This is a genomic window from Arthrobacter sp. FW306-06-A (genome assembly GCF_021870055.1).
GTDB lineage: Bacteria > Actinomycetota > Actinomycetes > Actinomycetales > Micrococcaceae > Arthrobacter.
On record NZ_CP084552.1, the window covers coordinates 293039 to 318222 of the forward strand.

Below are 25184 nucleotides of genomic sequence, written 5' to 3' on the forward strand. Positions count from 1 at the left end.
GCGTTAAGCCACAGCATCGCACTTGGCAACGATGCTTCCCCCCGCCCAACACGGATCCAGACAGGACCCAACTCTCCCGAGGAACGAAGACGTCGCGCATCAGGGCCAGCCGGGCGTTCTCGGAACGCTTTTCAACGTGCGGCGTAAGGTGGGCAAACAGAAATAGTCATCGGCGTCCGCGTGAGGAACCGACCAATAGTCAGCCAGAGCCCGACCGAGCGTGGTCGTTCCACTCCCGCTTGCCCCATCACATAAACACTCGCACGTTGCATGACTCACTTATCCGGGTGTGGGCATAGGCATGAAACGTGGGTCCGTGCGTAGGGAACTTGATCCAGACAACAATGGTTGCCTCCTCTGGTAGTTCGCCAAGAACACCGATAGGTGTTCTCATAGTCGCAAGCACAATGGATCCAGCCCAGGGGGCGACCTTGAACGATAATCCCGAACGAGTTATCGCACCCGGCAAAACTCTGCGGAAGACCGCTGCCGTTCTCCTGGGTTTCACAGCAGCGCTTTGCTGGTGGATCGGAATTGCCGGCATGGCTGCCACAGGTGGCGGCGGCCAGATCTTTTTGCCGATTCCGGTTTTGGCAACCGTTGGCGCTGCCCTGATCGCGGCCTGGCGGCCAGGCAAGACGAACATCACCGCCGGGCTACCCCGACATAAGGTGAGTGGAGGGCGGGCTTCCAAGCCCAACGCCGCTGTTGTTCTCCTCGGTTTCACCGCAGCGCTCTTCTGGTGGGTAGGAATCACCGCCGTAACCACCACAGGAGGTGGAGCACAAATCTTTCTTGTCCTCCCCACCGTGGCGACACTGGGAACCGCCCTTGCCGCTCTGTATACAGGCGGCGGAAAACACGGAAGCATCTTCTGACTCAATAAGGCGTCGGTGGGCACTCCTCCTCGCAGCCGGAATCGCTGTCGCAGTGTTGACGGTCATCGCAGTGATCGGCGGCATGATTCGTGTTCCCCGCGTCTGCCCCGCCATGGATCATGCCCCGTGGAGTCGGCCTTCTCCACCCCGCCGGCGTCAGTTGCAGCTTGTTTCGGAGAAGGGTGCATGCCGGAGCCGGTGCCGCAGAACGCTGAGCGGAAGTGGCTGGTGCCGCAAGCCGCGCCTTACCTGAGTGAGCCCGTGAGCGTCACCTCGATCCACGTTGAAGCTGCAGTTGCACCGGGCGGCCGAACAGCGGCTGACTTGCCGGTAGAAACAGAATCCACCGGGGAACATCCCTTCGGGGCCGGATGCGGGGGCCTTTCAGGTTCAAGCCCGTCCAGATCGCCATTAGCTGATGGTGTCGCCTTCTTTGGTGCATCCAGAATCTGGCTCATGGCGGAGATTGACGGGCTTGTTTGTCCTCAACGACGGTGTGATAGTGCTGCGCCTTCTGGAAGTCGAGGATGCTGTGGACGACTTTTCCGGTGAGGATGCCGGCTTGGTTCGTTGGCTCAACGACGGCCAGGCACAATGGAATCCGTTCAACGGCATCTCGAGCAGGTTCAACAGATGTGGGTAAACCACAGACCCGTTTTGCTTTCGCCATTCGGCTCCCGACCGATGAGTCCTTGGCCGGGGACCATTGACTCCAACTCAACCAGGCAACCTATCGAACTGATCAGGCAAGGCAAATTCAGCCTACGGGCTATACCCTCAGAGGCGCGGTCGGGGGTCCGCTCCTCGTGCTGTGGACCTCGCTCTGGCGTTGCTGGGTGTCAATGGCCATTAGTTTCTGCCCACCGGCGGCCAGTTAATCGGCCCGCTGGTGGCCCGTAAAACTGCCCGGTGATGGCCAACAGATCTGCCCACTGAGGGTTCTCGGTGGGGTTGGCCATCGTCGGGTTCGTTTAGTTCAGTTGGGTGACTCCTTTTCCGGCGAGGGCCTGGGTGAGGCGGATGGAATCCCCGCTGGTCTGGCAGACGTGGGCGTGGTGCAGGAGCCGGTCAACGGTCGCGGTGGCGAGGGTTTTGGGCATGAGTTCGTCGAAGCCGGCCGGGTGCAGGTTCGAGCTGATCGCGACGGAGCGTTTTTCGTAGGCGGCGTCCACGACCCGGTAGAGACCTTCTGCGGCATCGGTGGCCACCGGCAGCAGGCCGATGTCATCGATCACCACGAGCTCGGCGCGCAGGATCCTGGCCACGGCGCGGGTGACGCTGTCGTCGGTGCGGTGGGCGCGGACCAGGGCGCCGAGGTCCTCGAGCCGGAACCATGCCACGCGCATGCCGGCTTCGACGGCTTGCTGGCCGAGCGCTTCGAGGAAGAACGTTTTCCCGGTGCCGGAGGGCCCACAGACGACCAGGTTCTCCCTGCGGCCGATCCATTCCAGCGTCCGCAGGGCCTGCTGGGTCGGCGCCGGAATCGAGGAAACTGCCGGGTCCCAGGCCTCGAAGGTCTTCCCGGTCGGGAAGCCGGCGGCCTTGCGGCGGGTGGCGAGCATCGACCGCGCCCGTCCTGCGGCTTCCTCGGTGAACAGGGCCTTGATGATCTCGGTCGGTTCCCAGCGCTGCGCACGGGCGGTCGCAATCAGGTCCGGGGCCAGTGCCCGGGCGTGGGGCATCTTCAGCTGACGCATCAGCGCTTCGAGGTCGGCCGGCAGTGGCGGGGCGGTAGTGTTCGTGGTTGTGACTGGGGTCATCGGCTCTGCTCCTTCGCTGGGGTGCTGGACGGACCGGCGCCGAGGCCTGCCCAGGCGCTCGTGCCTTGGGTGAGAGACCTTGTTTCGTCCGCAATGTGGGTGGTGGTGCGGCGGATGTTCGCGTTCAGGATCGAGGGCAGGTCGCCGTGGGCGAAGCGGCCATGCAGTGCAGCGTCACCCAGGGCACGGTCCACGGACTCGGTCCCGGCGATCTTGGCCAGGGTCACGGCCTCGGCCATTTTCACGTTGATCCGGCCCGTTCCTGCCGCGGCGGCTTCCACGAGCCAAGTCTTGGCGCCTGCGCCGATGGCAAGGAACTCGGCTTCTCCGGCGGTGCGTGCTTTCACGGCGTAGTCGCCCGGGATCCTGGTCCTGGTTTCGGGGAAGTGCTCATCGATGATCGCCGGGCTGCCAGGCCTTGCCCGGCCATGGCGTGCGACTTCGACCGGGCCCGACGGGCCATGGTGGACGATGATGACCTGCTCGTCAGGCCCGGTGCCGTGGGAGCGGACGAACACCCTCGCGCCGAGCAGATGAGACGGCACGGAGTATTGGGCGTTCTCGAAGGAGACCATCGGGGTGTTCTCCGGGACGGTGCGGGCGAGGCCGAACGCGACCGTATGCGCGGTGTCAGGGATCCGGTGCAGCCGGGGCTGCTCCTCGGCCAGCACCGCAGCCGGTTTGCGGTGGGTCGCCCGGTGTTCACGGTCGTTGACCCCGTCCATGAAGACCTGGCAGGCGGCCTCGAGCTCAGCGAAAGAAGCGTAGCTGGGCCGGAGGTTGATGTCTGTGGGCACGAGGTCGGCCTTGGCCAGTTTCACCGACGCTTCGACGCCGCCTTTGGTGGCGGGGTCTGCGGGTTGGCAGGTCAGCACGGTGACACCGTAGTGCCGGGCGAAGTCCAGGGTCTGTTGGTTCCGCACCGGGACCCCTGCGACGTGGGCGGTGGTCACGGTCTTCTCGTTATCGGTCAGCACATACGTCGGTGCCCCGCCCAGGATCCGGAAGCAACGGTCGAGGGCGGCGAACACGCTCGGCGCGGTGCGGTCCCTGAGCGGTATCACGATCCGGAAGCGGGAGAACGCCAGCCAGGCCACGAACAGGATGGTTTTCACGCCGCCGACGCGTGGCCCGTCGCCGAAGTCGTACTGCAGCCACATCCCGGGCTCGGTGATCCACGGCCGGTGGACGCGGGTGTGTCCGAGCCGCCAGGCGGCCTTGACCTGCGCGATCGCGCGGCGTGTGGACCGCTCGGATCCTCCATAACCCAGGGTGATGAGCTTCTCGTGGGCTTTGTCGGCGCGAATCCGGCCCTTGGACGCCTCGATCCATTCCTCGATCTTGGGTAGGTAACCGTCCGTGACCCTGGGCCGGGGCGCGGGCTCGGCGATTGGCCGGCCGGCGTCACGGGCCGCGACGTGCCTGGCAACAGTGTGGTGCGAGCAGCCCGTGAGCTCCGCGGTGGCGCGCAACGATCCGGTCAGATCGTAGGCAGCAAGAATTTCCATGATTTCTCCGTCATGCTTCATACAGGGCCTCTTCCTGGGACGACATTTGGTGCGACTAGACACCGTCATCAAATCCCGGGGAGAGGCCCCTGCCGCTCAAGACGCGGCAGGACAAGTAAGGAAGTGGGCAGATCTCATGGCCACCGGTGGGCAGTTCTACCGGCCGTCAGTGGGCACTTTCGTGGCCGCTTACAGCTGGGTTCCTTCGTTACTGTTCGGTCGGCTCTTACACGGGTCGAGCCAGGAAATGTGCAATCCGCTGCATCGTCGAAACGCGTAGCTCAGTTTTCGGCAGTCACAAGGGCTCACTTTTCGACCGTCAATGACAGTTATGAGTGTCGGACGTTGTCGGCGAGGATGTGGAGCATTTTCCGTTCGCCTGAGGCTGTACGTACCCACACGATGTCATGGTCCAGCGCCGTCTGGTCTACCGTACCGGTAATGACCAACCCATGTTCTGTCAGCGCTTCAACCCTTTGCCCCTCAGTGATCGGGGCACTTTCTGTTTGAACGTCTGCCAATTGAACGTCTGCCAAGAGTCTGCTCCTTCAATTTTTTCGCTTCCTGTGCCGATGAATGCGATCAGGACAGCGGGGCGTGCCTGGTCGCAAGGTTACCGGCATCAGCGTTTCTCAACGCCAGTGCTGTAATCGCGCCCGTGCGGTGTTGCGTTTTCCCGGTCGGCTTTGGTCAGGTGAGGCTGGGGACGCTGGCGAGGATGTAGTCGCCTGCTGCGGGTCCTTTCATCCCTAGGTGATTGTCTTCGGGGTTAATCCCGCGGGACTTTAGGTATTCCCAGAGGGCCTCGTCAGGGAGTGATGGGGTTTTGTTCAGCAGGCACCAGCTGGTGTAGAGGCCGTAGAGCTCATCAGGTCGCAGCCCTTTCTCTGTGGGGGCGTCTTCGTCGATTGCTTCGGTTATGAAGGTGTTGAAGTGAGTGCGGGGCATCGGGCTTGCTCTTTCATGGAGTGTCAACGGGGTTTTGGGTGCCGGGTCTGGGATCTCACAAGAAGTATCCATGATCGGTGTTCGGCTTGGTGGTCGTAGGAGTTCTGGAGGGGCCCGCCTTCGTGGGTTCACGGCGGTGCTGTCGGGTGGGGATGGGCTGGCGCGTGGAGGTCCCGTGAGCCAATGACCCGGCCGGTTAGTGGGTGCGGGTGTCTGGGTTGTCATGGCTTAGGGGTGTTGGGAGAGGTAGTCCTGCAGGACGCGGTGGGTTTGTTCGGCGCATGCTTTCAAGGGGGCGAGGTGGGTTGCAGCCAGGTGTGGCAGGGCCGGGGAGGGGCCTGTCTTGTCCGGAAGTGCGCGGAGTTCGTCTTCGATCCTGAGGGTAAGTCCTGCGAGGCGCTCCGCGCCGACCATCTGGCAGGAGGTCCGCAGGCTCAGGGCCGAATTGATTGCTCCGTCCATGTCTCCGGTGGTCAGGGATAGTGTGAGTGCCTTCATTCGTAAGGGCAGCTGAGTCACGAAATTTCTGATGAAGACGGCCCAGAGGCCCTCGTTGTCGTCCAGGTCCTCCAGCAGCCTGGCCAGTACGGTGCCGTCGAACAGCGGCCAGGGGTACTTCTCGTCCTGAGTCACGGTGCACGCTCCACGGGATATGCCGGGATAAGGGGGGTGCTGGGGGTGCTGCCGAAGCACCGGGTGCTGAATGGGCCGGCAAGCGGGCAGATGCTCTCCGCGCCCGTGCGACCTGACGAGTGCCTCCAAGCCGCGGGAAATATGGGCCCGGACACTCACGTTCCGGGGCCGGCTAATCGTCGGGGGTCTCCTGAGATGAGGCGCGATAACGCTGCTGCCCCGGAAAGCAGGCCCATGACCAGCAACCCACTACCTGCGGCAAGAATGAGAAAGAACGCTTCAGCCACAGCGACGAGCAAAGTGGCCAGGAAACCCACCAGCGCTCCCGTCACGACGATGTGACCCAGTGGGGAACTTCCCCTGAATTTACACCTGACAGGTCCGGGAAAGACCAGGCTGTTGAGGTTGCCGGGGTCAGCCGAAGCTGCAGTTGGGCAGGTGTCATGTTCGCCGCGCGGGCTGCTGCTTCAAGTGACAGCCCCGCGACGATGGCTTCGCGGAGCGTGTCGAGGAGTTCGAACTCGGCTTGGTCGCGTTCCAGTTCCAGCGTTTCGAGCCGGCCGGCCGCGAGGAAAACTTTCAACTCGAGCTCTTTGTCCACGGCGGTTCCTTCGTCTCAGGGCACGTTGTGCGCCCTTGCCTCCCGTCCCTTGATGGACGTTCCATAGGTAAGACCCGGAATGGGACGGGACCGCACGCACTTTTGGGAGTGATGTGCATCACATTGCGGCTTCGGGCTGCTGGCTGCCGGTTCCGATGGAGCAGATCTGTACTGTCAGTTGAGGTTCCTGGCCGGGGAAGGCATCAAGGAGATGCCGTCGCACAACGGTGGATACGTTGCGTGCGACCGCCGGTGCCGGGACGGTGCCCGTGACTCCGATACGGAGGCGAACGGTGGGTCCTTGCGCCCGGATCTGCAGGTCGACTTCCTGGGGAGTGGTTCCCTGGCCGGTGGCCAGCGCGATGCCGCCCTTGAGGGCAGCTTTCCAGGTGGAATCGACGGGGTAAAGCCGCTCCACACCATCGGTCGAGAGAACCGCCTGGCGAATGGTTTGTCCAATGCCTGTCTGGTCGTTCATGGCTGCTCCGTCGCAAGGTCGGTCACGGTGATGTTGATTGAGGTGACGTTGAGCTCGGTGTGGGTGGCCAACGCTTCGGCGATGGCCTTGCGGAGCTGGTACGCCAGCCCATACAGGGGTGTTCCCCAGATGGCTGTGACGTTCAGGTTCAGTCGGACTGGCGCTGCGGGTATGGTCAGGTCCCCGTCGATCCGGCAGCGTCCGATGGTTGATCCCGGAACGGCGTCCCCGGCGGATCGGACAAGGGCGATGACGGAGCCTTCGGTTTCGGAGAGCGTGTCACCGGGGTGGTCCGCCGCAAGGGGCAGTGTCCGTCCGGTCCGGGTTTCGAGGCGCAGGTTGTCCAGGATGCTTCGGAACCACGGCTCGTCGGCGGGGTTGGCGCGTTTGACGTCATCGTCGATGAGCTCCCTGGTCAGGGTGTCAAGGCGGCGCAGCGCCGCAAGACCTGCCTGGCATTGGGGGCAGTGTTCGATGTGGTCCGTATCGTCCGATACCCCGGTTTGCAGGTAGTCGCTGAGTTGTTCCAAGGTGCGTCCGCAGTCGTCGTGGCCGGGCGTTGGTTCTGTCATCGCCATGCCTCCATTTCCTTTACCAGTGTCGCGCGCGCCCGGGTGATGCGTCCACGGACGCTGGTTTCGCTGATGTCAAGGAGCTTCGCGATTTCTTCGTAGGGCAGCCCGCCCATCTCGCGCATCACCCAGCATTGACGCTGGGGTTCGGGCAGCTTCGAGAGCGCCTGACCCAGGTGGGTCAAGGCTGATCCTGAAATTGACGCGGCCTCCGGCCCGGGTCCGGGGTCAGGGTGCAGCGCCAATTCGTCCTCGTTCGCTGTGGAGGGGCCTCTGCGCCGGATCAGTGCTAATGCACTGTTGGCGGTGATCCGCATCATCCACCCTCTGACCGCTGCAGGTTCGCGCAGGTCCGCGATCCCTGACCAGGCGCGCAGGAGCGCGTCCTGCACTGCGTCGTCAGCATCCGACGCGGACATCGTCAAGCGCCGCGCCTGGGCCCGCATGGCGGGGCTATGGCGCCGGGCGAGGGCCTCGAACGCGTCAATATCACCATCCGCGGCCCGCTCGGCCAACAGCGCGTCAGTGGAGGACTGCAGCGAAGCAGCAGTGCGTCGGAAAAAATTCATGAAAGTCTGCTACTCAAACCAGCTCGGGGACTCTGCCCGCAGATCAACGGCAACGGCATCACAGCCGGTCAAGCGCGCAACTTCCGCACCAATTCGCCCTGCCGCATTACCGGGGGTGCTCGACCCGGACTTCCGGGGAAAGATGTCAACCTGGAGGCATCCTTCCTCAAGAGCGACCTCGATGCGCACCATTCGGGCTTCCAGCCGGAGGATTTCGGCTGCGACCAGGCAGGTCAGGCGGGCAACACCCGGCTGCGCGGCAGTGAGGCTCCCGGGCAGGGGGTCTCTTGCCGGTGCCGTGAGATCCAGGATGTTCATTGTTCCGTTCTGTCCCCGGCTCCGGCCTCGGGTGCTTCGGTTTCGTCGTCGGCTCCGGCGAAGACGTCGGTGATCTGGACATTGACGTCCGTAACCGTGAGGCGGGCCCAGTCACGCAGGGCGGCGTGAACCGCTTCCCGGACAGCTGCGGCGACCTCGTGGAGCGGAAAGGCGTACTCGGCCGTCAGGACAACCTGCACCGTGGCCTCGGTCCCGTCCAGTGAAACTTTAATGCCCTGGGAATCATCAGACTGGCCGATAGCGTCCCGCAACGAAGCAATGGCGCGCGCCGCACTGCTACCCAAAGCATGAACCCCCGCAACACGACGGGCAGCGATGCCGGCAATCTTAGCGACCACCGAATCGGCGATCTCCGTTGTCCCACCCACCTCCGGGGTACCACCCAGGCCCACATCTGAACCGGCGTCGGCACTCATCGTAAAACCCACCCTCTCCCTGGCCTAGGCTCATCGAAAACACTCCACAAGGAAGGATGCGCGAACCCGGCCGAACCGCACGCACCCAAACGCGTGATTTTAGTCACATCGCTTGATTTTGCGGATTGTGACCACCGCCCAGCGAACCCCCCGGGGTCACTTAAGGGCGCTGACGCGGATGATCCATTGGATTTCCAGGCGCGTGGCCGCCCCCGGCCTGGACATCATCCGGGTGGGGAGACGCGGTGACGGATCAAAAAAGTAGTACGCATGCTTGCCAAGCGGACGGTAAGCATGCTTACTTTATGTTGACGGTGCGCCCCAGACGGCCCGGCGTCGGCGGGAGCGGTTCCCGTGAACTTATTCGAAAGGTTAACAGTTGGACATTCTCGACTCGCTAAAAGCCGGGCTGACAGTGGTGGCGACGTTCATTCCACAGCTCCTGCTGTTCCTGGTCATTTTGATTGTGGGTTTGTTGATCGCCCGGGCGATCTCCAAGGCGCTGTCCAAGCTGCTGCACCGGGTGGGTTTCGATCGCGCGGTTGAACGGGGAGGCATCAAGAAGGCGTTGGCCAATTCCTCGCTCGACGCCAGCGACATTGTCTCCAAGATCGTCTACTACGCCCTGGTGTTGTTTGTGCTCCAGTTCGCATTCGGAGTGTTCGGACCGAACCCGGTCAGCACGCTTCTTGCAGCAATCATCGCCTTCCTGCCCAAGATTGTGGTAGCCATCATCATCGTGGTCATCAGCGCGGCGATCGCCGCCGCGGTGAAGACCCTCATCCAGGGATCCCTCGGGGGCCTGTCCTACGGCAATACCCTAGCCAATATCGCCAGCATCTTCATCCTGGGCATCGGCATCATCGCCGCGCTGAATCAGGTGGACATCGCCACCACCGTTACCACGCCGATCCTGATCGCCGTCCTGGCAGCCATTGTGGGCGTCGTTGTCGTCGGTGTGGGCGGCGGACTCATCAAGCCGATGTCCGAGCGGTGGGAACAGTACCTGAACCGGGCCGAGGCGGAGGCTCCGAAGATTCGTGCCCAGGCACAGTCTGCGCCCCCGGCCACGGAGCAAATCAAGGACGCCGCCAGCCAGTACCTTCCGGCCGATGATTCGAACCAGTCCGGCGCCCACCGCGTCTAGAGACCGGCCGGCAAGGACAAGCCCCGCCCGCGGTGGGCGGCGGAAAAATTTTGAACACCACGAAAAACAAGGAGGCACCATGTTGACCAACGAAAACATCGAAGCCCTGCTCAGCAACGGCGGGGACGTCCTGTCGCAGGACGGAGCCAAGATCGGCTCCATCGGCCAGGTCTACGCCGACGACGAGACCGGCCAGCCCGACTGGGTCACTGTCAAGACGGGGCTGTTCGGGACGTCGGAATCCTTCGTTCCCCTGGAAGGGGCAACGGTCCAGGGTCACGACCTCGTCGTCCCCTACAGCAAGGACCTGGTCAAGGACGCGCCCCGGGTCGACGCAGACGGGCATCTGGAACCGGAAGAGGAAGACCGCCTCTACACCCACTACCAGCTCGCTGAGAGCAACCACACCCGGACAGAGACCACCGGACGTGAAGCCGGTATCGCCGCCACGGGGACCGGCCACTCGGGGAACGACGACGCTGCCGGCACCGTGGGCCATAACACCTCCGGTCCGACCACCGACGATGCCATGACCCGGTCCGAAGAACGCCTGAAGGTCGGCACCGAGAAGCAGGCGACCGGCCGGGTGCGGCTGCGTAAGTACGTCACCACGGAGAACGTCACCAGGACCGTCCCGGTCCTGCGCGAAGAAGTCCGGGTCGAACGCGAACCGATCACCGACGCCAACCGGGACGAGGCCATGACCGGGGCCGACATCAGTGAAGAAGAGCACGAGATCGTTCTTCATGAGGAACGCCCGGTCGTGCAGAAAGAAACCGTGCCCGTCGAACGCGTCCGCCTCGACAAAGACACCGTGACCGAGGATGTCACCGTCGATGAGGAAGTCCGCAAGGAACACATCGACACCGACGGGGTCGACGAAACCCACCGCTAGAATGACGTTCGGGGCTCCCAGCGCCCCATCGGGTGACGCCATGGGCGGGACGCAATGTCCCCGCCCATGGCGTCAGCCGTATCACCGTGGTATTCGGTCACGTGATGTGATGCCGCCGGCCCGCGCTGCCCGTCACGTCCTGGGTGTGGCTTTGCTTCCATCCTCCTGCCAGGCCGGGACAACTGTCTCAGGCGGCACCTCGGCCCGGGAGCGGGAACCCGTCGCAGGCTCCACATTGGTCTTGGCCAACAGGGCCGCTACGACATCGGCGACCAGATCTTCCTTTTCACGTTTCCGTGCATCTTCCAGCTGGGCCACTTCCACCCTGGCGGCCTGCCACGCGGACCAATGCCCCGAAACCAGAGCCCACAGCGACAGCGCGGAAACATACACCACCGACTCCAGCCAGCCCATCATCAACGAGAAAGGAATCATCGCGATCCAGAAAACGGCCAACCAGCCATTGACCCTCCGCATAAAAACAGGATCACCCTGAACCATCGCCCAAATGCTCTTGATAGGGCCCACGTTTTTAGTTCTCCTCAATGTAAGGCCGCAGTGAAACTCTTTCAGGTGGGAGACCAGCAGGGGACTAAGGCATCGCCCAAAGGGTGAATGATCCTCCCGACAGCAGGACAAACGCGCCTCCGATCCCAGGCCATCGGATCATCCGCATTCGCTGGCCCGGTCAGAGGAAGGCTACCTGGCCGCGCCGCGTTGACCGGACCTTCCGCGAAAATGCAAACAGTGCCAGCTTCGAATCAGCCCTGTAAAAGTCTTCCACACTTCAAAGTGGCGGCAGGCATCCTGGCACTCCAGCACCCTGAAAAGTGGGACGACTACTGAATTTCCACTCCGGGTGCTGGCCTGCCCGTCGCTACTCCACGGTCCCCTGAAGAACGCGAGGGCGGGTGGATCCACGGCTTATCGGCAGTTCCGTTCCGCCCAACTGGGCTTGGCGGCGATAATAGCTTCGGGTTCACGAATGACGAGGACGTTGCGCTTCCGCCTGGATCTTGCGTTACTGGTTGGCCCCTTCCTGACTGCCCAAATGTACCGCAGGGACTAGTCCACGGCGGCCACTACTGGCCCCTGACAGCGCCTGGCGGAAGCACCGAACTACACAGCCACTCGCTGGAAGCATACTCGTACCCGCATGGTCCGGTATGGAAAAAGCTTCAGCTCAAATCCGCGATTATGCAGTAAATGGCCGAGGCATGCGTGTATCCCGCGGCCTTTAAAGGAACCAGTAACCTGCCGGTGCCTGCACTTGCTGTTCGTAACCTCGAGGCGTTCGTGGCGAGCTTTACAGGCCCGGCCGCTGTGTCGAGTTCCGCGCGGCGCTGCTGGGCCAGGCGGGCGTAGTCGTTGTCCCGGTAGCTGAGGAGGGCATCCTTCTCAAAGGGGGTCGATGTCGAGGAAGCCGCGCCCGCTCTTCCGCCCGATGTTGCCCCGATGTTGCCTTCATTGACTGTGGGGACCAGGGCCTCCGGGGCCAGTGTCAGCGCACCGTTCAATTACCGGCTTTCGTTCATGGCGTCATTAGACGAGGGAATATGCTGCCGCTCCGGGCTGTCATCTTTGGCACTCCATTCTGTCAGCGATGGTCGAAAACTGAGCCATTTCGCGGGCTGAAAACTGAGCCACTTTGACGCTGGTTATTCTGCCGTATTTTCCGGTCTTGTCGAGGGCAGCGAGTCGATCTGAGTGTGTTTGAGCCGGTAGCTGGAGCCCTTGAGGGTGATGACTTCGGCGTGGTGGACGATGCGGTCGATCATGGCTGACGCGACGACCTGGTCGCCGAAGACGTCGCCCCAGCGGGCGAAGGGCAGATTTGAGGTCAGGATCAGCGAGGCGTGTTCGTAGCGCGATGAGACCAGTTGGAAGAACAGGTTCGCGGCGTCCTGCTCGAACGGGATGTAGCCGACTTCGTCGACGATGATCAGTCCGTAGCGGCGTAGCCTGACCAGTTCTTGGGGCAGCCGGCCGTTCTGGTGGGCTGCCTGGAGCCGGGCGACCCAGTCGATGGCGGTGGCGAACAGGACGCGGTGACCGAGCTGGGTGGCTCGTAAGCCCAGCCCGGTGGCGAGGTGTGTTTTGCCGGTGCCGGGCGGTCCGAGCAGGACGATGTTGGACGCTTCGGTGAGGAACGCGCCCGTGGCCAGGTGCGCGATGGTGTCGCGTTTGAGGCCGGGTTGGTGATCGAAGTTGAAGTCCTCGAGTGATTTCCGGGCCGGGAAACCAGCTGCCCGGGCCCTGAGCTCGGCGCCGGAGGCTTCTCTGGCTGCGACTTCCCGGGACAGGACAGCGGCAAGGTATTCCTCATGGCTCCAGCCTCCTGCACGGGCCTGGTCCGCGAGCCAGGTTGCTGCTTCCCGGATCCGGGGTGCCTTCATCGCCCGGGAGTAGTACTCGATCTGGCCAGTCGTTTCTTTGACGTTGGCCATCAGGCGACCTGCCCGTCATCGAGGACCACACCGAAGGCGCGGTCGTAGTCCGCCAAGTCCCGCAGCCCGGTTGTTTCGCCCACGGGCGGTGGGGTTTGGAAGGCGTTCCGCAGCGCCCTTGCCGCCTGGACGTGGGCCGGGTCGGTGATGGTCAGGCCGGAGCCCCACGACCGAGGGTGGGTGCCGACGGATCTGCCGTCCAGGCTGATCATGACGGTCGTCAGGTCCGCGGTGACGTCGACGAACCGGCCGATGGCCTGCGGGTGAACGGAGTAATCATTTGATCCCATCCTGACGTAGTAGTCCCTCGGCAGCCGGACCCTCGCGACGAATCCCGTCACCGGTGGAACCGGCGGCAGCGCCAGCATGGCTGCTTTGTCCGCTGCGAGCAGCTCCGTGGGCCGGGCGCCGGTCCGCCTGACGAGCCGGGTGTTGGCCCTCGGCAGCCACTGGCCGAGCTGGTTGTTGAAGTCTTCCGGCGAGGTGAAGATTCGGCCCGGCAGGAAGGACGTCTCCAGGAACTGGTTGGCCCGTTCGACCACGCCCTTGGTTTCCGGGTCGTAGGGTTTGACCTGCACGACCCGGGTGGCCAGGACACCGGCGAACGCGGAAACGCCGGCAGCGTAACTGTTCCGGCGGCCGATGCCCGTTTCGTTGTCCCAGATCAGCCGCCGCGGAACAGCCCCCAATCCACCGAGCAGTTCCCACATTCCGGCCAGCAGGTCCCCGGTCATCCGGGACGGGATCATCCGGGCCATGATGAACCTCGAATGGGAGGAGACCATCACCAGTACCGGCAGCACCCTGGCTTTGCCGGCGCCAACGGGTATCCGGACCTCAGGGAACCACAGGTCGCACTGCGCCTGGTCCCCGGGCTCGTAGCTAACCCGGTCTGCAGGATCAGCTGGGGCATATTCCGGCCGGATCCTGGCCACGTTCTCCCGGAACCAGGCTGCCGATCCGGACCAGCCAACCCGCTCAGCCAATACTGTCGCCGGCATCCGCGGGTTCTCCAGCAGCAGCGCACGAATTGCCGGTTCCACAGCTTTGATCCCGGAGTTCCGCGGCGCACGGACGTACGCCGGCGGACCGTCAGAACTGACAGCTTTCGCGACCGTATTCCTGGAGATCCCCAGCCGCGCGGCTATCGATCTCATCGACTCACCCTCGGCAAGATGCAACCGCCGAATAAGCGCCCAATCCTCCACTGTGATCACCCACCCAATCGTTTGGAACGGGTGGCTCAGTTTTCAGCCCGCGAAATGGCTCACTTTTCGACCGTCACCGACACATTCTCCGCGGAAGGTCGTACGCGCCTCCGCGTGGAGAACCTGCGCCGGAATCGATCGTGGCCCGGACCAGATGCAACAAACGGTAGGTCGGCATACGTATACATTTTTCGTTCCAAGGCCTTGTGCGAACCCCCGCGCGCCGAGTCGGCTTTCTGGGCGGCGATGCAGGACCGGGCGACCAGCGGCCAGACCGGCCTGCGCCGCGGCCGAGTGTTGGTGCCGTTGCTATCGCCTGTTCCCTTCGTTCAGGTCGACGAACGGCCAGGATCAGGCACGTCAGCGTCAGCCAAGCACACGTATTGAGCCAGGGCGTCCTTTCGGCGAACTCCAGATGGCCGAAGTCCCGCGTAATTTTTCGCGACATCCACGACCGTCCGGGGGTGCAGGCTTTGATCGGTGGGACGTCTCGTATCCCTGCCGTCCCCGTATCCGCTGAGCGTCCAATCTGGACCTGAGCGTATTTTTGGTTTTGCTCAGTTCCTCATCGCGTCCCGGCGGCGGCTTTCCACGACGGCCATCTCGTACCAAAGAAGTGCGGCCAGCTCCGGCGTATGAGTATCAAGGTTTTGGTAGAGGGCATCGAGTAGCCCTGCTAATTCCTCATCCGACAAGCTGGACACCGTCACCACTGGCCCCCGGAAATCACTGATGATTTTACGAAGGGGCGGGCACGCCAGCCGTGGCTGTTCCCCCTTGGCTGCAGAGAATCTTTCCTCATGCGTATTCAGCGCGTTCTCCTTCCATATACATCCGTAAGGCCTGGGGCAGCCTGTGGATCTGTACCGCCGGATAGCGTTCATAACGCATTCGAGGGCCTGTTCACGCCAACAAAGCGGCCGACCTCTTTCAGAACGAGGAGAGCCAGAGTGTCGCCGTCGTTGGATGACAACAACGGTTCCAGAAGAATTTCGCGGCCTGAGCGGCAGGTGTGGGTGGTTCCGCCCGCACGGTTGACCGGGAACGCGGTCATGGACACGGACAGGTCCGCATGTCTTCGCCCTCTTTGGCGTACGGGCCGTGGTGGCCGGCTGCATCGGTGGCGTCAAGGACCTCCAGTGGAGTCATGTGAGCCGCGGCAGCTACATCGGCGATCGGCAGGCCCTGCAATACCGCGTGGGCCACGGCAGACTGCAGAGCCGGTGCAGAGTGTTCCTGATCGAAACCCGATCCTGCGTTCAGCGCTGCGGCCGCCTCAACGGCCCGAAGGGCATTACCGGTCTTGTGTGTTGCACCGACAGGGCACGGGAAGTGACCGCAGGGCGTATCCACCGGGAGATCTGTCTGCAGCGCATGGCCGTTCAGGGAGCTGAAGGCAGTGATGCCGGGCTGCGCGCCCAGACCCACCAGGGAGGCCTGCGGGAAGCATGCTATGACCGTGGTCCCCGAATAACAAGCCCCTGAAAGGGGATGGACTGTCCGCGTTCCTGTCAGGAAGTCATAAGTGGCCATTCCCCTGAGCCCGACTCTGTCGAGGCTGACCGTTAGATGACGGATGGGGTGCCGCCCCTCGTCACCGGCACGCAGGCCAACGACATAGACGCCCTCGCTTCGCGGGGCTTGGAGCAGATCAAAGGTGACCTGCAACCCTGAACCGGAGACCAACACCTTGGCCGCTAGGATCAATGGAGCAGGCAGTACGGGCTTGGCAAACATCGGAAACGCACACTACCTTCCTTGTTCCGGAGCCTTGCCTGCAGGGGGAGTCCGGGAGACCCTAAGGGAATCCGTCCACATCCTGATTCATTGGATGATGGAATTATAAAATAGTCAAGCAAGGTTCTTGTAGAGCCGAGAGGCAGACGTGGAAGAGTTCTCCGATTTCCGTGCACCGCTGTATGAAGTAAAGGCCAACCTGTTCAAAGGTCTGGCGCATCCGGTGCGGATCAGGGTGCTGGAATTGTTGAGTGCCGCCCCGGAGGTGCCGGTGATCGACATGCTCGCCGCGACCGGGCTGGAAGCCTCACATTTGTCCCAGCACCTGGCCGTGCTGCGCCGTTACCACCTGATCAAGGGCGAACGCCGGGCACTCCAGATGTTCTATTCCCTGACCTACCCCCAAGTCGCAGAGCTGCTCGCGGTGGCAAAGCAACTGCTCACTGACATACTGGGCGACACCCGCGAACAGCTTGAACAAGCAGCGGCAGACACTGCTAAGGCTGGCCAGCCGACGCAGTGATCTAAGCGGAAAGCGACGACACCCCGCACACGGAATAACTGACCGATTCTGACCCTTGGCCAGAAGTACACCCCAACCTGACGTCGGAGCCGTCCGACATGGGAAGACTCGCCGCGTGCCCGGTTGTTGGGTCTGCCGCCCTGTGCCGGCAGAGTCGTAACAGGTGACAACGCACTGTTTGTCCCGAGTGCGTGTCATCAATTCCTGATGCCTTGGCCTGTTTCGACCGTTCTCGAGCCGAAGGACCGCGCTTGCCTTGGCTGCGGGCTGTCAGCATGAGATCTAGGATGATCCCCAACACATGTCAGTAAATCGATTCTGGACATTATTCTTACGCGATGCTCCGCTTGACGCGTCAGATATGCCCCTATTTTCCGCTCGCCAGGGCGGCTGCCCAGGCAATGGCGTTCCGTTGCTGGCTTCGCTGCGCACTCCGACCAGGCGGTATTCCCAGTCGGGAGGCAGAATCGCGGTTCTTTTGCCGACCCCTTCGATGTAGAAGCCGTAGGTTGCATGGAACTCCGACCACTCCCCCACGTCGAAGCTGAGCTGATCACTCAGGGCATCGGCGTCCGCATCACGCATCGGGGCGATGTCAATCTCCGGGGACATCGTGGCTTCGGCGGGCAGCTGATCCTCAGTGTAGGAACCGAGGATCGACTGGCTGCCGATGATGATGACCTGGTCATCTTTGATAATCTGCGTCGCGGCACTGCGTGCTCGAGTTCATCCCTTCGCAAGTAACTGCGCCTTCTTCATCGCAACCAGCCTGTCCTCGGGGCTTAGTGCCCCGGCAAAGGGGCTGATCTGGCGCAGGTCCCTTCCCTCCTCGTCATCGGCCAGCATCGCCTTCTCCAACTCGTCATCAGGCAAGCGAAGAAGTTCTTCCCACCGGTCCAGCCACCGCTCTGCGACAGCCGCCCGCGGAGTGCGACGCAGACGTTCAAGATTCTCCCGCGCGAGGCTCCGCAGCCGCGACGGATTCTCCCGCAACCTCATCCCCAGCATGACATGCAGTTCAAACGGGAACCGCTCCTCACGCCGCGCTTGCGGATGCCGTCCCTTGGCGGTGCGGATCGCGTCCTGGATCACCGAAGCACTGCTTCCCAACCGCTCGGCGATTCCCCGCACCGACAGACCCGAGGCGTGAAGACCCAGAATGCACTCCTGCCGGCCACGGGCCAGGACCAGCATCCGCTGCCGGGCAACCTCCGACTCCGCAGCCAAAGCCCTGGCCTCTGCCGATAGCCGCGTGATCACATCATCCATACACGTATGGTACCCCCATACATGCAGGGCGCTTCTACTCCTGGGCCTTATAGGTCGAGTCTGCCCCCCGGAGGGAAACGGCGTCATAACCTCCCGGGTCCAAATCTGCTCCAGGAAACTGACCTACCAGAATAGGTCTCACAGGCGTAGTGTCGAAGACGCCGGGATCGTTCTGGGGACTGTTGCCACACATCCCGCCATGGACAGGTCCTTAGCTGCGCACAGAGACGACGGGTCAACTGAATGTTCGATCGAAGAAGGGCCGAGGATATCCTCGGCAAGGCCGCACGCTCTGTTTCCACACTGGAATTCTGCTTTATCGCAGCTGCCTATCTCGTGGTGGACGGCCATCTGGTTCCGAGCCTTAACCGGGCACCGACGATGCCGGACCATGATGTCCACCAGCTCCAGGACACGGATGGGTCCCCGTCAGCCACGGGCCCAGCCTGGCGTTACGCGCTCTCTGTCTTTGGTGACAGCGGAGAACTGAACGGATGCCTCGTCCTGCATGCCGGCGCCGTTCCCAGTCCGGCGCAGATGGTCCGGTTACGTGCATCGGCCCGCACAGCATTCCCCGGCCCGGCTGAGGAAACGGCAGGAACGCAGCCGCCGGAGCACCCGGGTCTGCCCTCCGATGCCCTTGATATTACCAACCGGGTGGCTATTCTCTCGGCAACGGTAATGCGTCTCGAAACCCGGCTATCGATCCAGAACGCCCTGGATGGCACCCTGACCGCTCCTCTCGGACAAATGACGTCGCGGAACTCCCTCTTGGCGGAAGTGCTGTCGGTGGTGACGGGGCGTCCGGTCTGCATCGAAGACGGGTTCGGCAATATCAGCGCGACGGCCGGGACCAGATTCGAGCGCCCGTATCCCCGGCCCAGCACTGCCGAGCGGGCGCGGACGGCGCAACTCTGGCTTGCCTCCGGCTTGCCTGTCCAGGAACCCCAGGGGCTCGTGGCGCTGGTTTTGCCGGACAGGGACGTGCTGGGGGCAATGTGCTTGCTGGAGAACGGGGTGCCTTATACGGCCGACGACGTCTTCGCCCTGCAGTACGCAACGCGGCTCTTGCAGGTCGAGTTGTCGCACCGCCGCAGCATTGCCCAGCTGGAACTGAAGCTGGGCCGCGACTTGGTGTATGAACTGGTGTCCGGAATGGATGAAGAGTCCGCAGCCGTACGTGCCGAGGCATTGGGATACGACATCAAGGGCTCGCACCACGTCATCGTCGCTCAGTGGCAACCGCCAAGAACGGACGATACTGTGGTGGTCGCCTTGCGCAGGACTCTGCGCGAACTCCAGATCCCGGCCCTCGTCTCACGACGTTCGGACATAGCACTTGCCGTCGTTGCGGGAGAGCCGCTCGACACAGAGCTGTTTACCATTGCGGCAAGGACTTTGCGAAGCGCCACCGGAGCCGTGGGCATCGGGGGGCCGAGCCGGGATGCCACACAGATCCCCCGCTCTTACGCAGAAGCCCTGCGTGCACTGCACGTCCGGGTTCATTCCACCGCCCCCTACGGGCTCACGCGTTACGACCAGCTGGGGATCTACCGAATCCTTGACATGCCCGGCAGCGAAACAGACCTCTCCGGCTACATCGAGGAGTGGCTGGGTGCATTGCAGAGTAATGATGCCCGACGGGGATCTGATCTGGTGCACACTTTGGCGCAATTCCTGGATCATGGCGGCAACTACGACGATACGGCGGACAGCCTTGCCATTCACCGGAGCACGCTGCGATACCGGCTGAAGTCCATCCGCCAGATCACCGGATTTGAACTTGGTGACCCCGAGACCCGGCTCAACCTGCACGTTGCCACGCGTGCCTGGCGTCTGCGATCTGCACGCTCGCGCTGAGACGTCAAGCTCCGCCAGCAAGGCGCGGGACCTGCATCACCGATCCGGGAGTTGTCCTGCGGGATTCAATCCGGGCGATTTTTGGGCACCCCGGGGTTATGCGGCACGACGGCGGCCTAGGAGACTCAAAGAGCTACATGTCGAATCTAGTCAGCCAGAACAGGCAGCGGGTATCCAATGAGTATGAGCAGACCAACAGCCTCCGCAGGACCGGAGTCAGCGAGGTCGAGGACCGCCGTTCTGGGCGCGGGGTTTGCCTTCTGTGGCCCGTTTGTCCGTTGTCCTGGCGGCCCAATGCCCATCCAGGGTTGCCAGAGTCCCTCTTCGCCACATCTCGCCGTTGGGCCGCGCATTCCTGAGGACCACGCAGTGTGTGGGCACCTCATGCCCCAAGCGCTCCGAGGATGGCGACGACGCCATGGAAGGGACCATCAGAAGCTTCATGTCATAGCTTTTCTATTCCGGGTTCCGTCATTGTCGCTGGATTCTGGCACTGTTCCTTGCTCAGGAGCGGCAGTAATTGCCTCCGGAAACGGCAGCGCCGCCCGTTCCTCTGGAGGAAGAGAGCCGCAGGTGTAGGAGCTAACGGCGTCAGGTTGTAATGACCCGTCCAAGGAATCGCGTCGACGCTTGAATAACTGGCACACGACCATCTCTACGGCCCCTAGCGAAGAAGCCCGGCTCAGAAGGCACCCCTTTCCATGACATCACCTTCACTGGCATCAACAGCGAAAAATTCCATACTCTAGAAGCAGGAGAATAAAAATGTTCACCACCGCCCAGGCGGTGGGCACCTATGTCGTCAAGGGAGACAACCCACAGTCGATCCAGGAGGACATAAGCGCCGCCGTCGACATCGCCCATCAACAAGCGATGAAAGATGGTCAGCACGGGATCCTGGTCACAGGCCTTGGATCAGGATCCTTCACAGTGGCCCGGACCAAGAAGGTTCCCTATGGAACCACTCAGGAATCCTGTCAAATGATTTCCGGGCAGCGGCGATTCGGCCAGGTCCCTGAATCATGAAAATCAACCCTGGGACCGTTCCCGAACCGCCTTTTGCGGCAACGCCTGTCTGCCCGCACGATTCTTTAGCTCGACTGCGGAGGCAACGCCTCCATGGCTGAAAACGCCCGTCCGCGCCGCGGGCTCACTGCACTATCGCAGGCAAGGAGATCCTTTGGCTGAGGGGGCCTGCGGCTCACCGAGAATTCCGGACCCAAATGAAATTCTGGACTCTCTGCTGAGCCGTGTTGAAGCGGTTATCAAGGAGACCTCGACGGCCGCTGGCGGCATGCCGCTCTTCGCTGTCGAGGCGGAGCTGACCGAAAGGCTCCGCGCTGCTTTGCCCCAGGTTCGGTTCACCGCGAAGGACATTCGGGCTTGGTCAACACAGATTGCCAGCTGACATGGAAACCCGGATCGGTCATGGCCAAGTTGTGGCTTGTTCTTGCGCTGCCAGACCCAGTCGGACAGGCACACCCCCTCTTCTGCCGCTTCAAGTCAAAGACGAAGCTGCTGAGGAGCACAAGTAAGACGGCAGAGGCAAAGTACTTGTCCAGTTGAAGCACACCCCAACCTGACGTCAGGCAGCAAGGAGAGGAGCGTCAGAATAGGGTCCGGAAGACAGTTCCTGCACATCCCCGGCGAACAGTCTTAGATTCAAACCTGACAGAAGACCCCCAGTGATGAGCTGGTGTCGGCGGGTGCTTGGCAATTGTGCAACAGCCAGTTGCGCATTTGTCCAGACACTGACTGGACAAATCAAGTCCGCTGCCCGCAGCCGGGGACAATCCTGGTGGGTTATCCACCGCTACTGCGGCCGAGGGAGCTTTCCCGATGGCTCCATGTTCTGGCCGTGCATAACCCGGACTGACCTCAACCGTGGACCGCTTGGAGTCGCCATGAGTGCCGGCGCCCCTGAGCCGGTGAATTATTCGTCGAGCTTGATGCGGAGTTCGCGGAACACTGCGTCGCGCTGTTTTTGGGAGAGCTGCATCAGTGGGACATTCCGCAGGTCGTCGGGATTGAGGTCGTCCTCGTCCTGCTCATCGTCCTCGATCATGGCGAGCATGTCCTCGTAGGTCAGGACCATGATGTTGTCGTCCAGGGGACGGAATCCGAATTGGCCCCAGTACTTGGCGAGGCCGCGGCATTCCATCCGGTGTTTTGCGGATCCTTCGTCCATGTCGTCTCTGAGCCCAGGTGCCGCGTGCAGGACGGTGACGACTGTGTCGCGGCCTATGGTGTCGAATATGGCTTTGAGTACTTGGTGCCCTGCGTGGTGCCCGCGGAACCGCGGCTGGACGCTCACCCAAGTCACAATCATTAGGTCGCCTTCAAGGATCGGTTCGCCCTCAATGCTGAGCTGACCGGGTTCGGAGCCTGCAGCTATGAATGCTTCGGCGTATCGGGCGAGTTGGGCGCTGTGCGCGTCCAGGGTGTCGAAGAGATTGACGCCGCCGACGTCGGGGATTAGGTAGACGTGGGCTTCGGCGATAGTGACCTGGCCTTGTGCGTCGGCCTCGAAGTTGTCGTAGTCGTCGGGTTCGAGGATGTCCGCCTCAATGTAGGCGCGAATGCTCCAGGACTGCGGGTAGTCCTCGGGCCGCTCCCAGGAGTCCGACTTGGCCGGGTAGTCCAGCGCATAGGTCAGCCGCATCCACTCAAGGGCGTCGCCGATCTTTTCGTGCTCCTCTGGCTGCACGCCACCGTCCACTTCTTTGCCGCGGGTGTGCTCGATACCGGCCATGAGATTCCTCGCCCGCTCCCACAAAAGGGGTGCTCTGAATGTTGTTGTCCGTTGTCTCGGTTCACCGTACCCGACACCGGCCCTAGAGACAGTGAAGCCCTTCTGAATTCCCGGGGTGGCCGTCAGGCCGGTAGCGTGCGGCGGGGAACAGCCGGCCGAGGACGGGTTCTCAGCCCACGCGGATGCCGTTGTCAGCGAGGAATTCGCGGGCACGGCCCATCTGCCGGTCGGTGGAGAAGGCGTACCAGTGTTCGCTGAGGTTCTCGTAGTGGACGATTTCCCGGAACCGGAAGAAGGCGCCTTTGCCCTCGATCGCCCGCTCCAGCCGCTCTCGGAAGGCTTTGTCGTGCTGCCGCCCGGCGAAAGCTGCCATGTCCTGCCAGCCGTTCCCAGAACTTGTGCGGCTCAGCCGAAGCCATCGGTCCGGCTCATCCTCTACGTCGATCGAGGTGTCCTGCCCGACGATCATCGGGTCAGTGGCGGCCTCGTCGTACACCTGCCCGGTGTGAAGGTCGAGGTAGCCGCCGGTGGACAGATCGGGGCCCCCCTCCAGGATGATGCTGAGCATGTCGAGGTCCACGGGAACAACCTGGCCTGGCAGCGGCACGCGGCGCAGCGATGCCAGCAGGTCCTCGGCCAGCACTTGGTCACCGGCGCAGCCGCGCCGGGTCAGACGATTGATGACCGACAATGCCACGGGCTCGGCTTCCTGGCGTCTGTGCTCGAGGGCCATCGGTATGCCGACCCCGACATGCTGCAGGGTGTCATCGATGTCGCGTCCTGTCAGGGCCGCAAGGAAGCGGAGCGCGTCTGCTGCCGCGATGGCCTTACGCAGCTCGGGCAGGTCAAGTCTGGGCACCTGGACCTGTTCGGGCCACGCGTGCAGCAGCATCGGATGGGATTGGCTTGGTTTCGCCGGGATTCGGCTTTCCCCGTCATCGGCGGCCCACCGGCGGCCGTATTGGTCCGGAATGCTGCCCCAGCCCCAGTAGGCCAGAGGGGAATCAGGGCGGATCCCCAATACCTCCAGCGGGTCGACCTTTTCCTCCCCGATCACGCACCGGTGCGTCCACGCGTCACCGAGGTCAAACATGAACTGGAACTCGGACCCCGGCCCCAAGGTCCGGGCGACCTTGGTAACTGCGATGTCGAGAGCTGTGATGATCGGCCCACCGATGGATGCGCCCATCTCGGCTCCCGTCTCTTGGTCGGTGATTACCCCGCCGTCATCCAGAGTGAACACTGACAGGTGCGAGCGGTCCCATCGGGCGAAGGCATCGTTGATGGCGTTGGCGAGATCCATGAAGGTGTGCGAGGGCCCGACCACGAAGATGCGCCCCGGCCAGGGCCACAGCTCCTCACCGCGGCCACCGAGCAGTTCCACTGTCACCGATAACCAGGTTCTCGCCATACCGTCAAGGATGGCACGAGCCGAGGTAGCGGCGGCTTCTGTCTTAGGCAGCCGGGAGCTGCTGTGAACGCGCTGTACCCGCAGCGTCACCGTCATCATGATCACCACCAGCACGGTGACGACGACGACAAATAACAGTGGGAAGAAGGAGGTGGGAACGGGCCTTCACACTTCCGTTGCGGAGTCACTACAATAGTGTGATGGCACTGAGTATTTCGCAGCTCTCCGAACGGTTGGGTGTCTCCCCGAACCGTGCACGCAATCTGGTCGCGCACGGCGTCATTAAAGGAGAACGTGTCGGCAACCAATGGGTGATCGAGGAAGCTGAAGCCGCGAAGTACCAGCCCCGTATGGGCCGCCCGCTGTCCGCGGTGAACGCATGGCGCCTGGCGCTCTACTCCTCGGGCGATCAGATCCCGGACGCGCACCCGATGGAGCGGTCCCGCCTCCGCGAACACCTCGCATCCCTCCGGCAGGCTTCCGACCCGGCCGCGAAACTCTGCTCGCTGCTTGCCCGCCGTGCCGACAAGGTGGAGTACTCGGTGAGCTCGGCAGACCTTGCCGACCTCCGTGACGATCCGCGGATTCGCCTGTCAGGGGTTTCCCATCCTGACTCCGGGCTGCTGGCCAACTCAGAGATCGAAGGCTACGTGAACCGTCAGGACCTGGACTCCCTGGTTCGTGAGTGGTTTCTCGTCAAAGCCCGACCAGGCCAGCGGCCCAATGTGTTGCTCCACGTCGCCGAGGGTCTCCCTCAGAGTCTTCCTGCCCTGTTCGTTGCTGCGGACCTTGCCGAGCGCGCTGGAGTCCGTGAACGGCAGGCGGCACGCGACCTCATCGTGAGGAGTGTCCTGCATGCCGGTTGAGCTACCCGCGATGCTTGCCGAACAGGAAGAGGCGTGGCAGGCCGTCTTCGAGATCCACGAGGCCATGCCCATAGGCTGGGTGATGATCGGCGGCCAATCTGTCTACCTGCACGCCGTTGAACGAGGCGCCCCCATCGTCCGAGCCACCAAGGACGCCGATGTTGCCCTGGACATCCGGGCCGACTCGAAAATGCTCTACAAGTTCACCGACCTTCTCCTAAAGCTAGGCTTCCAGTCGGACGGGGAGACCTTCAAAGGGCAGCAGCACCGGTGGGTACGGGGACAGGCGCAGCTGGACGTCAGCCACGACTGGCGCGAAGCCTAAGCGACCCCTGCGGGAAAGTCCACATCCCGGATTTGGCAAACG

General features: G+C 62.7%; 27 protein-coding genes. 10 read left to right on the plus strand and 17 right to left on the minus strand.

The window, feature by feature from the left end; all coding sequences use genetic code 11:
- The first annotated feature begins 407 nt into the window (after positions 1 to 407).
- On the plus strand, positions 408 to 878 hold the full coding sequence (locus tag LFT49_RS01475) for a hypothetical protein (protein ID WP_237429521.1): 471 nt from the start codon (positions 408 to 410) through the stop codon (positions 876 to 878).
- Positions 879 to 1314: 436 nt separating this feature from the next.
- A complete protein-coding gene (locus LFT49_RS01480; RefSeq protein WP_237429522.1) occupies positions 1315 to 1521 on the plus strand; it encodes a hypothetical protein in 207 nt (68 codons plus the stop codon).
- A gap of 328 nt (positions 1522 to 1849) precedes the next feature.
- On the opposite strand, the gene istB (LFT49_RS01485) is transcribed toward LFT49_RS01480, so the two are convergent.
- The 10 genes from istB (LFT49_RS01485) to LFT49_RS01530 all read right to left on the minus strand — a co-directional run bounded on the left by istB (LFT49_RS01485) (position 1850) and on the right by LFT49_RS01530 (position 8702).
- Positions 1850 to 2638: an IS21-like element helper ATPase IstB gene (gene istB / locus LFT49_RS01485; RefSeq protein ID WP_237429523.1), complete on the minus strand. Its 789-nt coding sequence runs from the start codon at positions 2636 to 2638 to the stop codon at positions 1850 to 1852.
- Positions 2635 to 4167 (minus strand): IS21 family transposase, encoded by a 1533-nt coding sequence (istA, locus tag LFT49_RS01490; RefSeq protein ID WP_237429524.1) that lies wholly within the window; start codon positions 4165 to 4167, stop codon positions 2635 to 2637. The genes istB (LFT49_RS01485) and istA (LFT49_RS01490) overlap by 4 nt, the downstream gene beginning before the upstream one ends.
- 669 nt (positions 4168 to 4836) lie before the next feature.
- Positions 4837 to 5094 carry a hypothetical protein gene (locus LFT49_RS01495; protein WP_237429525.1) on the minus strand — a complete coding sequence of 86 codons (258 nt, stop codon included), beginning with the start codon at positions 5092 to 5094 and terminating at the stop codon, positions 4837 to 4839.
- Between the two features lie 228 nt (positions 5095 to 5322).
- Complete coding sequence (locus LFT49_RS01500) at positions 5323 to 5727, minus strand: Hpt domain-containing protein (RefSeq protein ID WP_237429526.1); 405 nt, start codon at positions 5725 to 5727, stop codon at positions 5323 to 5325.
- 328 nt (positions 5728 to 6055) lie between these two features.
- Positions 6056 to 6328, minus strand: coding sequence for a hypothetical protein (locus LFT49_RS01505; RefSeq protein ID WP_237429527.1), 273 nt, complete (start codon positions 6326 to 6328; stop codon positions 6056 to 6058).
- A 118-nt stretch (positions 6329 to 6446) separates the two neighbouring features.
- The gene (locus LFT49_RS01510) at positions 6447 to 6806 is read right to left on the minus strand and encodes a hypothetical protein (protein ID WP_237429528.1); all 360 of its coding nucleotides are present in this window, start codon (positions 6804 to 6806) and stop codon (positions 6447 to 6449) included.
- Positions 6803 to 7384 carry an Asp23/Gls24 family envelope stress response protein gene (locus LFT49_RS01515; RefSeq protein ID WP_237429529.1) on the minus strand — a complete coding sequence of 194 codons (582 nt, stop codon included), beginning with the start codon at positions 7382 to 7384 and terminating at the stop codon, positions 6803 to 6805. Before LFT49_RS01515 ends, LFT49_RS01510 begins: the two co-directional genes overlap by 4 nt.
- Positions 7375 to 7947, minus strand: coding sequence for an RNA polymerase sigma factor (locus LFT49_RS01520; RefSeq protein ID WP_237429530.1), 573 nt, complete (start codon positions 7945 to 7947; stop codon positions 7375 to 7377). Before LFT49_RS01520 ends, LFT49_RS01515 begins: the two co-directional genes overlap by 10 nt.
- A gap of 9 nt (positions 7948 to 7956) precedes the next feature.
- Positions 7957 to 8265 carry a hypothetical protein gene (locus tag LFT49_RS01525; protein WP_237429531.1) on the minus strand — a complete coding sequence of 103 codons (309 nt, stop codon included), beginning with the start codon at positions 8263 to 8265 and terminating at the stop codon, positions 7957 to 7959.
- Complete coding sequence (locus LFT49_RS01530) at positions 8262 to 8702, minus strand: Asp23/Gls24 family envelope stress response protein (protein ID WP_237429532.1); 441 nt, start codon at positions 8700 to 8702, stop codon at positions 8262 to 8264. Before LFT49_RS01530 ends, LFT49_RS01525 begins: the two co-directional genes overlap by 4 nt.
- A 379-nt stretch (positions 8703 to 9081) precedes the next feature.
- Between LFT49_RS01530 and LFT49_RS01535 the strand changes: the two genes are divergently transcribed.
- Both LFT49_RS01535 and LFT49_RS01540 read left to right on the plus strand, forming a co-directional pair.
- Positions 9082 to 9849 carry a mechanosensitive ion channel family protein gene (locus LFT49_RS01535; RefSeq protein ID WP_237429533.1) on the plus strand — a complete coding sequence of 256 codons (768 nt, stop codon included), beginning with the start codon at positions 9082 to 9084 and terminating at the stop codon, positions 9847 to 9849.
- Positions 9850 to 9928: 79 nt separating this feature from the next.
- A complete protein-coding gene (locus LFT49_RS01540; protein ID WP_237429534.1) occupies positions 9929 to 10744 on the plus strand; it encodes a YsnF/AvaK domain-containing protein in 816 nt (271 codons plus the stop codon).
- Between the two features lie 132 nt (positions 10745 to 10876).
- Here the strand turns inward: LFT49_RS01540 and LFT49_RS01545 are convergent, their stop codons facing one another.
- The 4 genes from LFT49_RS01545 to istA (LFT49_RS01560) form a co-directional block, all read right to left on the minus strand.
- Positions 10877 to 11221, minus strand: coding sequence for a hypothetical protein (locus LFT49_RS01545; RefSeq protein WP_237429535.1), 345 nt, complete (start codon positions 11219 to 11221; stop codon positions 10877 to 10879).
- 701 nt (positions 11222 to 11922) lie between these two features.
- On the minus strand, positions 11923 to 12261 hold the full coding sequence (locus LFT49_RS01550) for a hypothetical protein (protein ID WP_237429536.1): 339 nt from the start codon (positions 12259 to 12261) through the stop codon (positions 11923 to 11925).
- A 141-nt stretch (positions 12262 to 12402) separates the two neighbouring features.
- The gene (gene istB, locus LFT49_RS01555; RefSeq protein WP_237429537.1) at positions 12403 to 13191 is read right to left on the minus strand and encodes an IS21-like element helper ATPase IstB; all 789 of its coding nucleotides are present in this window, start codon (positions 13189 to 13191) and stop codon (positions 12403 to 12405) included.
- Positions 13191 to 14408: an IS21 family transposase gene (gene istA / locus LFT49_RS01560; RefSeq protein WP_237429538.1), complete on the minus strand. Its 1218-nt coding sequence runs from the start codon at positions 14406 to 14408 to the stop codon at positions 13191 to 13193. Before istA (LFT49_RS01560) ends, istB (LFT49_RS01555) begins: the two co-directional genes overlap by 1 nt.
- 1876 nt (positions 14409 to 16284) lie before the next feature.
- Here istA (LFT49_RS01560) and LFT49_RS01565 point away from each other — a divergent pair.
- Positions 16285 to 16659, plus strand: coding sequence for an ArsR/SmtB family transcription factor (locus tag LFT49_RS01565; protein ID WP_237429539.1), 375 nt, complete (start codon positions 16285 to 16287; stop codon positions 16657 to 16659).
- Positions 16660 to 17385: 726 nt separating this feature from the next.
- Here the strand turns inward: LFT49_RS01565 and LFT49_RS01570 are convergent.
- Positions 17386 to 17928 (minus strand): hypothetical protein, encoded by a 543-nt coding sequence (locus tag LFT49_RS01570; RefSeq protein ID WP_237429540.1) that lies wholly within the window; start codon positions 17926 to 17928, stop codon positions 17386 to 17388.
- A 243-nt stretch (positions 17929 to 18171) separates the two neighbouring features.
- On the opposite strand from LFT49_RS01570, the gene LFT49_RS01575 reads away from it, so the two are divergent.
- The 3 genes from LFT49_RS01575 to LFT49_RS01585 all read left to right on the plus strand — a co-directional run bounded on the left by LFT49_RS01575 (position 18172) and on the right by LFT49_RS01585 (position 21196).
- Positions 18172 to 19788, plus strand: coding sequence for a PucR family transcriptional regulator (locus tag LFT49_RS01575; RefSeq protein ID WP_237429541.1), 1617 nt, complete (start codon positions 18172 to 18174; stop codon positions 19786 to 19788).
- 765 nt (positions 19789 to 20553) lie between these two features.
- Positions 20554 to 20814, plus strand: coding sequence for a hypothetical protein (locus LFT49_RS01580; RefSeq protein WP_237429542.1), 261 nt, complete (start codon positions 20554 to 20556; stop codon positions 20812 to 20814).
- Positions 20815 to 20968: 154 nt separating this feature from the next.
- Positions 20969 to 21196: a hypothetical protein gene (locus tag LFT49_RS01585; protein ID WP_237429543.1), complete on the plus strand. Its 228-nt coding sequence runs from the start codon at positions 20969 to 20971 to the stop codon at positions 21194 to 21196.
- A 525-nt stretch (positions 21197 to 21721) separates the two neighbouring features.
- Here LFT49_RS01585 and LFT49_RS01590 read toward each other — a convergent pair.
- Together LFT49_RS01590 and LFT49_RS01595 are read right to left on the minus strand one after the other, a co-directional pair.
- Positions 21722 to 22540 (minus strand): hypothetical protein, encoded by an 819-nt coding sequence (locus tag LFT49_RS01590; protein WP_237429544.1) that lies wholly within the window; start codon positions 22538 to 22540, stop codon positions 21722 to 21724.
- Positions 22541 to 22709: 169 nt separating this feature from the next.
- Complete coding sequence (locus LFT49_RS01595) at positions 22710 to 23951, minus strand: UPF0158 family protein (protein WP_237429545.1); 1242 nt, start codon at positions 23949 to 23951, stop codon at positions 22710 to 22712.
- Between the two features lie 200 nt (positions 23952 to 24151).
- Between LFT49_RS01595 and LFT49_RS01600 the strand changes: the two genes are divergently transcribed.
- Positions 24152 to 24817, plus strand: coding sequence for a helix-turn-helix domain-containing protein (locus tag LFT49_RS01600; protein ID WP_237429546.1), 666 nt, complete (start codon positions 24152 to 24154; stop codon positions 24815 to 24817).
- Entirely contained in the window at positions 24807 to 25142 is a 336-nt protein-coding gene (locus tag LFT49_RS01605) for a hypothetical protein (protein ID WP_237429547.1), read from the plus strand. Before LFT49_RS01600 ends, LFT49_RS01605 begins: the two co-directional genes overlap by 11 nt.
- Positions 25143 to 25184: the final 42 nt, after the last annotated feature.

Excerpts from the sequence above, each read along its gene's own strand:
- LFT49_RS01570 (WP_237429540.1), bottom strand. The coding sequence starts at position 17,928 with ATGGATGATGTGATCACGCGGCTATCGGCAGAGGCCAGGGCTTTGGCT.
- LFT49_RS01520 (WP_237429530.1), bottom strand. The coding sequence starts at position 7,947 with ATGAATTTTTTCCGACGCACTGCTGCTTCGCTGCAGTCCTCCACTGAC.
- LFT49_RS01475 (WP_237429521.1), top strand. The coding sequence starts at position 408 with ATGGATCCAGCCCAGGGGGCGACCTTGAACGATAATCCCGAACGAGTT.
- LFT49_RS01540 (WP_237429534.1), top strand. The coding sequence starts at position 9,929 with ATGTTGACCAACGAAAACATCGAAGCCCTGCTCAGCAACGGCGGGGAC.
- LFT49_RS01545 (WP_237429535.1), bottom strand. The coding sequence starts at position 11,221 with ATGCGGAGGGTCAATGGCTGGTTGGCCGTTTTCTGGATCGCGATGATT.
- LFT49_RS01495 (WP_237429525.1), bottom strand. The coding sequence starts at position 5,094 with ATGCCCCGCACTCACTTCAACACCTTCATAACCGAAGCAATCGACGAA.
- LFT49_RS01530 (WP_237429532.1), bottom strand. The coding sequence starts at position 8,702 with ATGAGTGCCGACGCCGGTTCAGATGTGGGCCTGGGTGGTACCCCGGAG.
- LFT49_RS01510 (WP_237429528.1), bottom strand. The coding sequence starts at position 6,806 with ATGAACGACCAGACAGGCATTGGACAAACCATTCGCCAGGCGGTTCTC.
- LFT49_RS01580 (WP_237429542.1), top strand. The coding sequence starts at position 20,554 with ATGTTCACCACCGCCCAGGCGGTGGGCACCTATGTCGTCAAGGGAGAC.
- LFT49_RS01575 (WP_237429541.1), top strand. The coding sequence starts at position 18,172 with ATGTTCGATCGAAGAAGGGCCGAGGATATCCTCGGCAAGGCCGCACGC.
- LFT49_RS01525 (WP_237429531.1), bottom strand. The coding sequence starts at position 8,265 with ATGAACATCCTGGATCTCACGGCACCGGCAAGAGACCCCCTGCCCGGG.
- istB (WP_237429537.1), bottom strand. The coding sequence starts at position 13,191 with ATGGCCAACGTCAAAGAAACGACTGGCCAGATCGAGTACTACTCCCGG.
- LFT49_RS01595 (WP_237429545.1), bottom strand. The coding sequence starts at position 23,951 with ATGGCGAGAACCTGGTTATCGGTGACAGTGGAACTGCTCGGTGGCCGC.
- istB (WP_237429523.1), bottom strand. The coding sequence starts at position 2,638 with ATGACCCCAGTCACAACCACGAACACTACCGCCCCGCCACTGCCGGCC.
- LFT49_RS01515 (WP_237429529.1), bottom strand. The coding sequence starts at position 7,384 with ATGGCGATGACAGAACCAACGCCCGGCCACGACGACTGCGGACGCACC.
- LFT49_RS01605 (WP_237429547.1), top strand. The coding sequence starts at position 24,807 with ATGCCGGTTGAGCTACCCGCGATGCTTGCCGAACAGGAAGAGGCGTGG.
- LFT49_RS01590 (WP_237429544.1), bottom strand. The coding sequence starts at position 22,540 with ATGGCCGGTATCGAGCACACCCGCGGCAAAGAAGTGGACGGTGGCGTG.
- istA (WP_237429524.1), bottom strand. The coding sequence starts at position 4,167 with ATGAAGCATGACGGAGAAATCATGGAAATTCTTGCTGCCTACGATCTG.
- LFT49_RS01600 (WP_237429546.1), top strand. The coding sequence starts at position 24,152 with ATGGCACTGAGTATTTCGCAGCTCTCCGAACGGTTGGGTGTCTCCCCG.